The organism is Azospirillum cavernae, assembly GCF_003590795.1.
In the GTDB taxonomy this organism is placed as follows: Bacteria; Pseudomonadota; Alphaproteobacteria; order Azospirillales; family Azospirillaceae; genus Azospirillum; species Azospirillum cavernae.
Genome location: NZ_QYUL01000002.1, coordinates 110933 through 122620, shown reverse-complemented (window position 1 = coordinate 122620; position 11688 = coordinate 110933). Strand labels below are relative to the sequence as shown.

Below are 11688 nucleotides of genomic sequence, written 5' to 3'. Positions count from 1 at the left end.
ATCTCACTTCGTGAAGGGCTTGCCGTTGACGACGATCACCGCGCCCTTCGGCGCGCTGCTCTTGAACCACTCGATGTCGGCCTGAGTGGTTGCCTGGAACGGCTCCGTCTGCGTTCCCTTACCGGATGGGGGGGCGGTCGTCGCCGGAGCGGCTGATACTGTGGGGGGGCGAGCCGCCGACGAGCTTCCGCTGCTGGAACCTGATGGTGGCTGGAGATCCTTCGGCACGTCCAGCCTCTGCCAAGCCTGCGGGTCAGGCTGCCCGAACGCAAACGCCGCGAGATCGTCACGCCCGCCCGCCTGAAGGTCGCGACCAACCGATGCCCAGTCCGTCTTTTTCAGCATCGGGTCGGTATAGCGCTCAATCACCGCATCATAGACCCGCTTGTCGTCGGCGCTCATCTCCGCCCTCTTCGGCTTGGCAGCGCCGCCGCCCTGACCACCCTGCGCCAACGCCGAAAGGCGCGGGTTTCCCGAGGCGGCGAGGGCTTGGCGCAGCCTGTCCGGATCGTCTCCGTACAGCCCGCTCAGCGCCTTGAACTGCCGCTGGTCGTCGCCGCTCAGGCCCGACGTATCCCCCAAAGACCTTTTTGCGCTTTCCCTGGCTTCCGCCGTGTGGTCGATTTCTTCGATCTTGTAGCCATGCTGCTTTTCATCGCGCTGCAATTGCAGCTCGCTCGACAGCCTGGTGTTGGCCTGGGTGTTCGCGCCGCTGGCCCCGATCTCGCCGATGCGATAGCCGTGATTAAGTCCGGCCATATCTTTTTCCTGGCCGAAACGCGCCGTGTCGCGTTGCGTGGTGAAGTCCTGCGTGGCTGTCCGCTCGCCCGTCTGGAACCTCTGTTGCGCGCCCATTTCGTCCATACGGTAGCCATGTTGCAGTTCAAGCAACCGCGCTTTCCGCCTAGCCTTGCCATCCTCTTCCGCCTGCTGGGCCAACCCCTGACCGATCCCGGCAACCGCGCCGCCCAGCGCCGTCAGCAACCCCGCCATCTCACATCCCTCCCTGCTGCTGCGCGACGCCCTGCGGCGGCATCAGCCCACGCCGCCCCGATGGCTGTGGCTCATCCCCTCTGTTTTCCCGGCCTTTGCCGAACTGCGGCAGAACCTCGTCCAGCCGACCGGCCTTGTCGGCGCGCTGTAGGACATCCCAATCCTGCTGAAACGGGCGCGGATCCAACTGGCCGCTCTGCTGCCCCATGGTCCGATAAAGGTCGAGGGCGCGATACAGAGCCTTCTCCAGCTCCTGGGGGCTGAATGTGTGAATGCCCGCTTTCTCCGCCGTGTCGGCGAGGTCGGCCAGCAGATCGGCGCCACCGTGGTAGAGGACATCGCCCGACAGTTGGACGCCCTGCTGCTTCGCCGTGTCCTGCAACCGCTGCACCACCATGACGACGACGGCGGCCAAGCCTTCGACCGGGTCGGGTGTGGCGACAAGGCGCTTCATGACCTGTGGAAACGATTTTTGATCGTAGATCAGGCGGAACGCCTGATCCATGAACTGGTCGTACTGGGCCTGTTCTTCCGGGCTGACGTTGGGTTGATCGCCCTGAATCTGCCCACCTTGATCCTCCTCCAACGCCTCTTCGGTCGGGTTGTGACCGGCAGAACCTTCGGCGCGCTCCTCGGCGGGGCCATTCATCATCGGAGCGCCGCGCCCCTGCATTCCAGAAAGAAGTCCGGGCATCCTGTGTCGCTCCTCAGCTCTGCACGAGGGTGTAGCGGCCCGTGCTCGGGTCATAGACGTATTGACCCTGGCCGGTGGCGCCGTAGGCCGTCGGGCTAAAGCGCTGCGCGGGCGTCATGCGGGGAGGCCCTTGATCGACGGTCGTGTTGGTGGTCTGGGTTCCGGTCAGCAACCCGACGCGCGGCAAACCATAATTCTGGCGGACGATGTCGGCCTGCTGCTGGAGCGCCTTGGTCTGCGCGTTCGCGTCGGCACCGGCAAGCCCCTTGCCCACGCCGAGAAGAACATTGCCGACCAGCGCGCCGTTGCGTTCCAGCCATCCGCCCTTGTCGATGATGCCGGCGCCAGCGTCGGCGCTGGACGAAGCCGCGCCGCTGGTCACGGCGCTGGGCGCGACGGCGGGCTTCATCGTCGCGCCGCCCCCGGCGACGCCTCCTTGCGGCGTGTCGCTTGGCTGACCGCCACCCTCAATCCGCGCGCCGCTGGAGGCCGCGTCGTTGCCGGTGGCGGCGGACGCTGGCGTCGATCCGCTGGCGTAACTGTCGTAAGCGCCCTGGGCCCCGCCCAGAACCGCGCCCGCCGCCGCGCCATACTGCGCGCCTTGCAGGGCGTCGCCACCGGACAGCGCGCTGGTCGCCGCGCCCGCCACGGCGCCATACCCGGCATTCGTCACTGCGCCTGTGATGATGCTCGACAGGCCGCTGCCCGCTCCCAAACTGTCGGTGACGCCCTTGACCGCCTCGCCCCAACTGGACGTGATCCCCAACGCGTTCCCGGCGGTGAACATCACCGCGCCAGCGGCAAGCGCCACGGGAAGGATTTTCGACGCGGTGTTGACGACCTTCTTGAACACCTTGCCAATCGATTTCACGACGCCGCTCATCGCACCCTCCTGACATACATCGCGCCATCCAGGCGCAGTCCCTTGCGCTCCCAAAGCGTTCCGGCGCGCCGCCACCCCTCGACCGCGCCCGAGACGCCGGGCCGCACCTCGATGACGCCCGGCGCGCGTTCCGCCCAACTGAGAAAGGCGTCAGCCAAACCGGACGCGGCCCGCGCGTCGGTCCCGGGGGCGACGCAGAAAAACAGGTCGGTGGCGTAAAGCTCCTTGGCGATTCCATAGAGCCGGTCCACCACGCCCAGAATGAAGCCACCGATGGTTCCGTCATCGCTCACGGCGACGAACAGGCAGGACCCCTTGCCATGGCTCTGGATCGCCGACACGCACAGGGTCTTGAAACGTGCGACGTCCAGCGTGGCGCGGTCGGCGTAGACGCTGCGCTGGTGCGTCGCCGCGATCAGGTCGGCGAGGCCAAGGATGTCGGAAAATTTGGCGGGGCGGATCATGCCGTCCTCCTCGTCAGAAGGCCGCGACGGCGCAGGCGCTGCGACGCGGCGGGGTCATCCTCTTGATCGGAGGCCTGAGCCTGTCCAGTTCCGCGAGATGACCCGGCGACGCTTTGATCGGCAAGGCTTTGACCCGATGAGCGGATGGAGCCGACGCCGCCAAGATCGGCCACCTCGGAATAGCTCCGAGGGTCGATCAGGCCGAACTGGTCGGCGACAAAGCCAACTGGCAACCCGGTCGCCAACCCGACGCCGCTCGCCAAGGCGGCGGTCGGCGACCAGCCCACCACCGTCCGCGTCGCCGGTTGGTCCGCAACCGGCCCATCCAGGCCGAGCATGCCTTCGGAATTGGGGCGGGAGCCGAGATTGAACCCCAGAACCCCGAGCGCGCCGGGCGTGAAGCCTTCGGCCTTGTCCGATCCGGTCACGCTGGTGACGCCGCGCTCGGCAAGCTGATCCTGCGACATCGGGGTGGACGTGCGGCTGACGCTGACGCCACCATCGCCCGCGTCGCCGCCTGCGCTCGCGCCGTCGCCATCATGGCCGCCGCCATGCCCGCCGCCGCTGCGCCCGCCGGTGTCGCCCACCCCGCCGCTGTCGCGCTCCAAGAACTCCTGAAGCCCGGTCTTCGGGTTGCGGCTTGCCTCCTCCGACCCCACGATGAAGCGGTTTGGGTTCAGTCCGCGCTGGTGAGCGATCCGCGCGAACAGCGCCATCAGCTCATGGGTCTGACAGGACAGCGGCACCACAAGCTCGCCCGGCGTCAAATGACCAAGCGCGCGGTCTCCGCCGCGCCCGGCCTTCTCCGCCGCCACCAATCCCCGACGGGATGTCTCGCTGCGCGGTTCCATGCTTTACGCCACGTTGGGGGTTGCGGGCGAGGCCCAGGTCAGATTGATGCCGTACATCTGCTCGACCATACTCAGCGTGCTGTCCCGCAACGTCGCGATGTGTTGCAGGTACGTGTTGCGCGCTTCGGCGGGCAGGTTGACGTTTCCAGCGATGTTCTGAAATTCGTTGGCGTACAGCCCCTCCATCGCGGTCAGCGCCGTCGTGGCGCGATCCTTTTCGTATTGGCTGACGTTCCAACTGGCGATCTTCTCCTTCGACACGTTGTCGTCGTAGAGGAGCGCCTTCTTCTGCTGGAAATCGCGGTCGCTGAGCGCTTTATCCTGGACGGACTTCTCTTCCTGAAGGCGGGAATCCCACCCGCCCTTGAGTTGGGTGAGCCCCTGGTTCTGACGATAGTCCTGATCGGACAGCACCGAGTTTTGCCGGTATCCTTGATCCGACAGCGACGCGTTCTGACGATAGTCCTGATCGGACAGCGCCGAGTTTTGCCGATATCCCTGATCGGACAGCGCCGTGTCGTATCCGAACTTCTGTTCCTGCAAGCCTCGGTTCTGGCCGTATTCCTGGCCCGACAGGTTCTTCTGCGCGGTTTGCGCCGCGTTTTGCGCGGCCATGGGCAGGGCGGCGTTCAGCACCGCCGCCTGGGAGGAGCCGACCGCCATTGAACTGTTCAGCAGGCCACGCCGCTGCGCGCCGGCCAGACCGTCGGTCTTGGCCTGCTGCATGAGGGGGCCGCCCGCCGACGTGATGCGGGAGACCTCAGAATCGACCTTGTCATCCTCAGGCGTCCACGTCGATCCGCCGCCGGTTGCTGCGTTGTAGGCCATAACCGGCCCTCCTCAATTCAATGCGGCCAGGGCCTGGACGATGGCGGTCAACAGCTCCGCCAGATCGAGGTCGCCGGTGAGATAGCCGACGGTTGGCGCGGCGAGCGCCAGGGCGGCCAGCAGGTAACGCTTCTTGCCGGCCAGCATGCCGCCGCGCGCGATGGTGACGATGTTCATAGCCATGGGGTCAGGCTCCTTTCTGGAACAGGGCGCGCTCGGCGGCGGGGCGTTTGACGAGGCCGGGCGGAAATAGGCGGACAGGCGCAGGCCCTCGAACCGCTTCACGAGGTCGATGGCGGCTTGGCAAACCGGCTTGCTCATTGGTCGATTCCGTTGCGGTTGGCGCGGTGCCACCGCCACAGCAGGAAAGCGATGCCGAGCAGGAGCGACGTGGTGGTCAGCACGGCGTTGACGTCGGCGAGCACAGCCGCCCAGCCGGGCGCGGTGAGGGTGAGCGCGATGGCCGTGTTGTCGGCGGGGTGGTCGAGCATGGTCGGCTCCAGATGGGGATCTGCGAACGGAGTGCGCGTTCAGCGCTAGGGTCGTTCGGGCGTTGGATAGACGGCGCTGTCCCGCGCCGCCTGGATGGCGTCGGGCGTCAGGGCGTCGGCGATGGCGAGGTTGACGCGCTCCCGCTCCGTCTCGATCTGCCGCCCCACCATCTCCCATGCGGCGGTGACGGCCTCCCATTTGGCCAGGACGGCGGTGACGGTGGTGGAGAGCAGCGCGGCGCGGTCGCCAGCCCACGGATAGTCGACGGCGGGCGCGTCATCGGGACGGTCCGCGCCGATCCAGCGCTCCACCTCAGCCTGCTTGGCGGCATAGGTCGTGGCTTGGCCGGGAACGGCGGTCAGGTAGGCTTCGCGCGCCCGACCGGCAGCGACGTTGTTGGCAGCGACGGCGGCGGAGCGAGCGGAGGACAGGATGCCCGACCACACTGCGGGGTCGAGCGTTCGGACGGCCCAGGCTGGCGTCGCCGTCGTCGCGCCCAGCGTCCAGCCCGCGCGCTCGGCAACCGACCCGGTCGGAGCGACAGGCGGCGGATTGTCCACGAACAGCAAATAGCCGACGTCGGAATAGCCACGGTCGGTCAGATCGGCCAATTCGGCGGGGGACAGGTTGAGATCTGCCAGCCAACCCGGCAAGACGACCGGAGTACCGGCTCGCGGTTCGCGGGTCGGCAGCGAGACTTCGAGATAGATAGCGTTCATCGTGCCTCACTCAAACTGGGATAAACCGGAGAATGCACAGATGCGCTCCGCCTTGGCCGCCACCCTCACCGCCACCGCCGCCACCGCCACCGTAGTTCTGCCCGCCGCCGCCCGAGCTTGGCCCGCCGCCTGCGGATCCACCGCCACCACTATAGGGGCCGGTGCTGGCGGTGGAGGCCATCAGGCCAGGCCCCGTCAAGCTGGCGGCGGACCCACCGCGCTCGCCTCCGCCGGACCACCGACCGCCTTGACCACCGTTGTTGTTGATTTGTCCGCCGGTCGCGACGCCACCGATCCCGCCGAATGGGTCGCCAGCGGCCTGCGACGACGAACCATTTTGACCGCCGGTCACGGTCACGCCGTCAATCGAGATGCTGCCGCGCGTATCGTAAAAGTTCGTGGCGGTTGTGCCCGGGTCGATTGTGAGTATGAGCTTTTCGTTCGGTAGCACGCGGCGGCGCTTGTAGGCGCAGCCGCCGCCCCCGCCGCCGCTTAGAAAACCCCGACCGCCGGGAGAAATGACGATGATTTCCACCTCGCACGGGTAGAGCGGCGCGTATATTTCGGAGGAGGACAGGTAGATGCACTCGACCGCGACGGGCTTCCAGCCACCGTTTTGCATGCTTGCGGCGGGCAGGCCGATCAAATGCGGTGCGCGCGGCAGGCCCGTGTATTGCGAGCGGCCCATCAGCGGAGCCCCACTTCGGCCATCACGTCGATGCGCGCTGGCAACGCACTCGCGGCTGCGAACAAGGCGACGATCAGCGCGTTCGTTTGGCCCAACTCCCAGCCGGTGTCAGGCGCCGAGAAGGTCGCAGGGTCTTGCACCCCGCCCATCAGCGGGGTCGGTGGGGTATTGTCAGCGTAACCTGCGTTAACCGCGACGCCTCGGCGGGTCCGCAAGGCGACACGGAACAGGCGGGCGCCGGCTGGCAGTGCGGCATCGGCGGTGAACGAGGCGCCATTGACGGTCAGGGCCAGGGGCGAGACCGCCGTGACGATGGCGAGAAGCCCTGTGTTGGCCTGCGTGGCGCTGCCGACGTTGCGGGCCGCCGCAGGCCCGAAAAGCATGACGGCGTTGCCGGGGGACCAGCCGTCGGCGATGAAACTGCCGGTCGCGCGGGCAATGCCGCTGGCGGTGAGGGCCAGAACACCCGTGTTCGTGGCATCCTGCGTCGTCAGCAACTGGCCGACGTAGATCAGGAGGCTCTTGGCCGTGCCGTCGGTGCTGGAGATCGACCCGCCGATCACCCGTCCGCCACCCTGCCAGACGCGCTGTCGCGGCAGCAGTTCGCCGGGCAAGGCCATCTCGCCGCTGATGGCGGCAACCACACCCGGCAGCAGGCAGTCCACAACGATTTTTGCGTTCGTGCCGTTGGTGATGGTCAGGCTTTCCGTAAACTTTTGATAGCTGCCGGGAACGTTCGCGTCGATGGCCACGTCGAGATCCTCAGAGTTTGGCGCCGTCGAAGGCGATGGAAGAGCGGCGCGCGGCGCGCTCAATGGTGGCCCGCAGACCGGCGGAGAGGTTGGTGATGGCGAGCGGGTCGATGCCGAGCAGCAGCGCCTCGTCGGCGCCAGGGTTCTGGATCGTCTTGGTCATCGGCGCGGTCACGGCCACCGCGCCATCAAGGTATTGGCCGACCGCGTCGTTGCCCGTGATCTTCACCTGACCCGAACCCACCGGGAGGACGGCGTTGGCGATAGCCGCATCCAACTGGGGCTTGGTGATCATCGCGCCGACGCTGACGATACGGAACGTGGAGCCGTCGTAGCGCAGAGTCGTCATGCTGCCGGTCGGCATGTCGCCGACGACCGTGTCGCCGCCATCCTGCCGACGGATGGGCTTCACGCCCAGCAACGCCCCAGAGGCTCCGTAGAGGTCGACCGTGCTCGCGGCGGAGTTGCCGACGCCGACCCTGAACGACACCTCCATGCCCTCGGTGTAGGAGGTTGGAGGGTACGGCAGCGTCACCCGATAGGCGTTCGCGATCCCGCTGTCGGCGCCGTAGCTGACGGTCCCGCGCTTGACCTGGCCCTCGGCGGGCAGCTTGTCGAATCCAGCCTCAATCGCCTGGAACGTGCCGTTCACGCTCTCGGCGCGCGCAACCGTTCGCCGCGCCTCCGGGTTCTCGTGGGTGAAATAGTCGTTGCTCATCGCTTCAGCCCCCGTGCGCTGGAATGGAGCGTCAGGCCGTGGATGGTGTGCGGGGCCTCATGGGTCGCTTCGGTGCCGATGGCGAGCGAGACGTTGACGCCGCTGCCGTCGATGTACGCCTCGGCCGTGCCCTCCACCGGCGTGGACCAGTAAAATTCATTCCACGCCGCCTCGTCCCAGAAGCCACCCCCGCCGGCCACATCGAACGTCTGCTCGGCCGCCGATGGAAGGTCAGGGTCGCCATAGCCGAAATCGGCCGACGCGTAGAGGGTGGTGTTGGGCGCCGACGAAACCTCGACCGTCGCCTTGTGAAAGCGCTTGTTCAGCGTGGGCGCGCCAAGGTGGTTGAAGGCCAGACGCACATAGGCCGCGATGGGGTCGCCATCGAAGCTGGCTCCGCTGTCCATGCGATGGACGAAGCCAGCATCCGAGCCGAAATACAGCTCCTCCGCTCCGTCCGCCCCCTCAACCGACACGGCGCATCGCACGACCATGTTGATCTTGACCGGCATGAAGGCGGGTCCGGCGCCGCTGAGGTCCATCACCAAGCCGGTGCCGTCGCTCCAATAGAGCCGGTACTGGTTGAGGTCGCGGACACGCAGCGACGCGACCACCCCGGCGTCGGCCCGGCGCTTGGCGTCGAGGTGGGGCTTGATCAGGCGGGACAGCGTGCCGGCCTGAAAGTCGCCGAACTCCTGCACGGAGGCGAGGTTGCGCACGCCACGGTCGTCGAGGAAGATCGGCTGACCCATGGCCTGCACCGACCATTCGATGGCGCCAGCCTCCTCGGTGATGATCTTCAGCTCGCCGTCGGCGTTGGCGCCGCTAAACACTGTGCCGTACAGCACCCCGATGCGGTTGCGGCCGAAGATCACCAGCGTGCCGGCATAGCCCGCGACATGGCCGGTGATGGTCTCGCCGATGGTGAGTTCTCCAGCGCCGCTCAGCACCGACCACGCATAGGGATCGCCCAGGCCGCTGAACTGGTCGGAGGCCTGGAAGCTGAGGAACAGATAATTGGCGTGCGCGGCGATGTGACTCGGCGCGTCCGGCGTCATGCCGGTCAGGATCGGCATGAACACCGCCCCGTCCCATTCGAACGCCGGGTTCACGCCATCGCAGCCATACATCCGAGCCGCACCCGCGAGACCCGTGAAATTGTAGGTGGTGAATTCGAAGCGCCCGCCCGGCAGCAGCGTGATCGCTGACGAGCCGCCGTTGGCGACGGCCTTCGTGACGCCACCCACCTTCAGCGCCTCGCCGATCACGAAGGCGCCGGTGATGGTGGCGAACGCCAGTTGGCCCACGGCCTCGTTGCCGGAGGTCCAGTCGCCGGAACGCACCGCCACCCGCGTGACCACGCCCGTGGCGCCGGAGGTTCCGCCCGTGACCGTCTGGCCTTCGGTGATGACGCCCGTGCCGGTGACGAACGTCACCCGGTTGCCGAGCGGGCAGGCCACCCAGCCCGCCGCCGTCGCCTTGTGCATCACACAGGCCGTGGCGCCTGCGTTGTCGCGGAAGGCGTAGAGGATGCCCTCGTGCTTCCAGACGCCCCGGATCGGGCCGGAACCGGGGACAGCCGCGATGTTGGCGCGCGCCGTCGCGATGGCGTCGCGCAGCCACGTCCGGTCGTCGGCGTCGTTGAAGGCGCCCCGCGCGGTCGCGGCGCCGACGGCGCTGCATTTGGTGATGCCAGCGACCTGGAGCGCCTCGTTGTCCTGGAAGGCGCCGGTCACGGCGGTGAGCACCAGATGGCCGACAGCGTCGCTGGCGCCGTAGCTCCCGCTCTCGACCACCCCATCGATCAGGGCGACGCCGACGGCGCCGCTGGTCGCGCCGGTGACGGTCGCGCCCTCGGCGATGACGGCGGAGCCCGCGTCGAAGGGCAGGACCCAATAGGTGGCGGAGGAGGGGAGGGGCCGCCCATCGGTGCGTTCGAAGCCAGCGATGCGGGTGTAGCCTTCGAGGCGGGGCTCGTAGTTCACACCGCCGATGGCCGCGCCGGGGTTGCGCTTGATCGGCGGTGTCACGAGATCGAGACCGCCGACCGTTTGGAAATGCTGGGTCTGCTGCGTCATGCCAGCGCCCCTCCAACAACGGTGATGGTCGGGAGCTGGTCGCGCTCAAGGTCGCCGAGCATGCGGCGGTAGTTCGTGGCGGCCGTGGCCATGGCGGTCGGCGCCTCGTCGAACTCGGCCAGCAGCAACAGCGCGCGCCATTTGATGATGTCGTGAAAGCGCTTTGGCAGGTTCGGCGTGTCGGTGTTGGTCGTCAGCAATTGCGGCGCCGTGCGGTATTCGCCACGCACTGTGTAGGCCGCCCTCGGGATCGGTCCCAGCAGCAGCGCGCCGTTTGGTTTCACCGCGCAGGCGATGGGCCGACCGATGGTCTGCGCCCCGCGACCGTAGCGACGCCGGTAGGCGTCCCAGCCTATAATGTCGATCTCGCCCTCGTCCGCGACGCCGACCGCCGGATCGTAGAGGGTGATGGAGCCGGGGCTTACGACCCATTCGGCCCAGTCGTCGAGCGACCAGGCGGCGGCGGTGTATTCGCCGACCCCGCCCGCCGCACCCCCCTCGAACTCCGCCCGCATCCACGCCCAAGCGCTGCGGCTGTTCTGGATGTCGGTCCAGGCCGTTGCGGTGAACAGCACGATCTTCGCCAGCCGACCTGTCTGGCCGGTCACGCTGGTCGGCTGGACGCCCGAGACGGTGCCGCTGTCGCGCGCCACGGACTGGCAGAGTTGCAGGAAGGTTGCCATCGCTGGAGCGTCCGATCAGGCGGCGGCGGGCATGGAGAGGATGCGCATCAAATACAGCGGCACCTCGCGGGACGTGATGGAGCCGTCCTCCTCCATGTTATAGAGGGTCTGCACGGCGTGCTGGAGCGCCTCGACGTAAGGGAGGCCGACGGCGCAGGGCTTGCCGCGCGGAATCAGCATCGACTTGCCGTTGACCGCCACGAAGACGTCGCGGTCGCCGCCGGGGCCTTCCTGGCGCTCGATCAGGATCGAGGCGCGCGGCCCGCGCTGATAGCTGCCGGGATCGACCGCGTGCGCCGGGGTGTCCGCCGCTGAAGCCTGCGACGCCGCGTCGCCGCCGACGCTGGCCGGGACGGTGATGTCGTCACGCTGGTAGCCGGTCGACATGATCTTGGCGATCAGCGTCTCGGTCTTGATGGCGGGGTTGGGGCCGAGCGACAGCCCGAGCACGATTTCGGCGAAATAGCGCAGTTGCGCGGCGGTGGCGTCGGCGAGTTTGACGGTCACATCGTTCGACATTGGGGGTGAAACCTCTCGAATGATCGGGATCAGGGCAGGATGCCAGCGGTGATCAACGCCGAACGGAGGGCGTTGACCTTGGCCGCGAGGTCCGCGAAGTTGTTGTTGATGGCCGCGCTCACGTCGCTGCCGTTCGTGGCGCCGACGGCCACCAGCGTGTCGTTCGCGGAACCCCCGGTGCTGTCGGTCAGGGCCGTGACGGTCGGCGCGCTGTGCAGGGTGCGCAGCAGGGTGTCCAGCGCGCGGCGATCACCGGCGTGGATTTTCGAGATGAGCTGGAGAGAGGCGGTCCGCGCGGCCATGGGCCATGCTCCTGTTCAAGCGGG

General features: G+C 67.5%; 16 protein-coding genes. All 16 read right to left on the bottom strand.

Features of this window, described 5'->3' with window-relative positions; genetic code table 11:
• Positions 1-3 precede the first annotated feature (3 nt).
• From D3877_RS12045 to D3877_RS11975, 16 genes are read right to left on the bottom strand one after another with little or no spacing between them, the layout of a single operon-like run.
• Positions 4-993 (bottom strand): hypothetical protein, encoded by a 990-nt coding sequence (locus tag D3877_RS12045; RefSeq protein ID WP_119831052.1) that lies wholly within the window; start codon positions 991-993, stop codon positions 4-6.
• Between the two features lies 1 nt (position 994).
• Complete coding sequence (locus D3877_RS12040; RefSeq protein WP_147395177.1) at positions 995-1687, bottom strand: hypothetical protein; 693 nt, start codon at positions 1685-1687, stop codon at positions 995-997.
• 13 nt (positions 1688-1700) lie between these two features.
• Positions 1701-2570: a hypothetical protein gene (locus D3877_RS12035; protein ID WP_119831050.1), complete on the bottom strand. Its 870-nt coding sequence runs from the start codon at positions 2568-2570 to the stop codon at positions 1701-1703.
• Entirely contained in the window at positions 2567-3034 is a 468-nt protein-coding gene (locus D3877_RS12030; protein ID WP_119831049.1) for a hypothetical protein, read from the bottom strand. The genes D3877_RS12035 and D3877_RS12030 overlap by 4 nt, the downstream gene beginning before the upstream one ends.
• Complete coding sequence (locus tag D3877_RS12025) at positions 3031-3885, bottom strand: hypothetical protein (protein WP_119831048.1); 855 nt, start codon at positions 3883-3885, stop codon at positions 3031-3033. Before D3877_RS12025 ends, D3877_RS12030 begins: the two co-directional genes overlap by 4 nt.
• A gap of 3 nt (positions 3886-3888) precedes the next feature.
• Positions 3889-4713, bottom strand: a complete 825-nt coding sequence (locus D3877_RS12020) for a hypothetical protein (RefSeq protein WP_119831047.1) — start codon at positions 4711-4713, stop codon at positions 3889-3891.
• A 12-nt stretch (positions 4714-4725) separates the two neighbouring features.
• Positions 4726-5034, bottom strand: coding sequence for a hypothetical protein (locus D3877_RS30215; RefSeq protein ID WP_199720784.1), 309 nt, complete (start codon positions 5032-5034; stop codon positions 4726-4728).
• A complete protein-coding gene (locus tag D3877_RS30210) occupies positions 5031-5204 on the bottom strand; it encodes a hypothetical protein (RefSeq protein ID WP_199720783.1) in 174 nt (57 codons plus the stop codon). Before D3877_RS30210 ends, D3877_RS30215 begins: the two co-directional genes overlap by 4 nt.
• A gap of 45 nt (positions 5205-5249) precedes the next feature.
• A complete protein-coding gene (locus D3877_RS12010; protein ID WP_147395176.1) occupies positions 5250-5924 on the bottom strand; it encodes a hypothetical protein in 675 nt (224 codons plus the stop codon).
• A gap of 10 nt (positions 5925-5934) precedes the next feature.
• The gene (locus tag D3877_RS29845) at positions 5935-6612 is read right to left on the bottom strand and encodes a hypothetical protein (protein ID WP_158599895.1); all 678 of its coding nucleotides are present in this window, start codon (positions 6610-6612) and stop codon (positions 5935-5937) included.
• Positions 6612-7364, bottom strand: a complete 753-nt coding sequence (locus D3877_RS12000) for a hypothetical protein (protein ID WP_119831045.1) — start codon at positions 7362-7364, stop codon at positions 6612-6614. Before D3877_RS12000 ends, D3877_RS29845 begins: the two co-directional genes overlap by 1 nt.
• 10 nt (positions 7365-7374) lie before the next feature.
• Positions 7375-8082 carry a hypothetical protein gene (locus D3877_RS11995; protein ID WP_119831044.1) on the bottom strand — a complete coding sequence of 236 codons (708 nt, stop codon included), beginning with the start codon at positions 8080-8082 and terminating at the stop codon, positions 7375-7377.
• Complete coding sequence (locus D3877_RS11990) at positions 8079-10160, bottom strand: hypothetical protein (RefSeq protein WP_119831043.1); 2082 nt, start codon at positions 10158-10160, stop codon at positions 8079-8081. Before D3877_RS11990 ends, D3877_RS11995 begins: the two co-directional genes overlap by 4 nt.
• Positions 10157-10843 carry a phage adaptor protein gene (locus D3877_RS11985; protein ID WP_119831042.1) on the bottom strand — a complete coding sequence of 229 codons (687 nt, stop codon included), beginning with the start codon at positions 10841-10843 and terminating at the stop codon, positions 10157-10159. Before D3877_RS11985 ends, D3877_RS11990 begins: the two co-directional genes overlap by 4 nt.
• A gap of 15 nt (positions 10844-10858) precedes the next feature.
• The gene (locus D3877_RS11980; protein ID WP_119831041.1) at positions 10859-11362 is read right to left on the bottom strand and encodes a hypothetical protein; all 504 of its coding nucleotides are present in this window, start codon (positions 11360-11362) and stop codon (positions 10859-10861) included.
• 29 nt (positions 11363-11391) lie between these two features.
• Entirely contained in the window at positions 11392-11664 is a 273-nt protein-coding gene (locus D3877_RS11975; protein ID WP_119831040.1) for a hypothetical protein, read from the bottom strand.
• Between the last annotated feature and the right edge of the window lie 24 nt (positions 11665-11688).

Coding starts and splice junctions, on each gene's coding strand:
- D3877_RS12045 (WP_119831052.1), bottom strand. CDS start 993: ATGGCGGGGTTGCTGACGGCGCTGGGCGGCGCGGTTGCCGGGATCGGT.
- D3877_RS12040 (WP_147395177.1), bottom strand. CDS start 1,687: ATGCCCGGACTTCTTTCTGGAATGCAGGGGCGCGGCGCTCCGATGATG.
- D3877_RS30210 (WP_199720783.1), bottom strand. CDS start 5,204: ATGCTCGACCACCCCGCCGACAACACGGCCATCGCGCTCACCCTCACC.
- D3877_RS11980 (WP_119831041.1), bottom strand. CDS start 11,362: ATGTCGAACGATGTGACCGTCAAACTCGCCGACGCCACCGCCGCGCAA.
- D3877_RS29845 (WP_158599895.1), bottom strand. CDS start 6,612: ATGGGCCGCTCGCAATACACGGGCCTGCCGCGCGCACCGCATTTGATC.
- D3877_RS12020 (WP_119831047.1), bottom strand. CDS start 4,713: ATGGCCTACAACGCAGCAACCGGCGGCGGATCGACGTGGACGCCTGAG.
- D3877_RS11990 (WP_119831043.1), bottom strand. CDS start 10,160: ATGACGCAGCAGACCCAGCATTTCCAAACGGTCGGCGGTCTCGATCTC.
- D3877_RS12035 (WP_119831050.1), bottom strand. CDS start 2,570: ATGAGCGGCGTCGTGAAATCGATTGGCAAGGTGTTCAAGAAGGTCGTC.
- D3877_RS30215 (WP_199720784.1), bottom strand. CDS start 5,034: ATGAGCAAGCCGGTTTGCCAAGCCGCCATCGACCTCGTGAAGCGGTTC.
- D3877_RS11995 (WP_119831044.1), bottom strand. CDS start 8,082: ATGAGCAACGACTATTTCACCCACGAGAACCCGGAGGCGCGGCGAACG.
- D3877_RS11985 (WP_119831042.1), bottom strand. CDS start 10,843: ATGGCAACCTTCCTGCAACTCTGCCAGTCCGTGGCGCGCGACAGCGGC.
- D3877_RS11975 (WP_119831040.1), bottom strand. CDS start 11,664: ATGGCCGCGCGGACCGCCTCTCTCCAGCTCATCTCGAAAATCCACGCC.
- D3877_RS12030 (WP_119831049.1), bottom strand. CDS start 3,034: ATGATCCGCCCCGCCAAATTTTCCGACATCCTTGGCCTCGCCGACCTG.
- D3877_RS12025 (WP_119831048.1), bottom strand. CDS start 3,885: ATGGAACCGCGCAGCGAGACATCCCGTCGGGGATTGGTGGCGGCGGAG.
- D3877_RS12010 (WP_147395176.1), bottom strand. CDS start 5,924: ATGAACGCTATCTATCTCGAAGTCTCGCTGCCGACCCGCGAACCGCGA.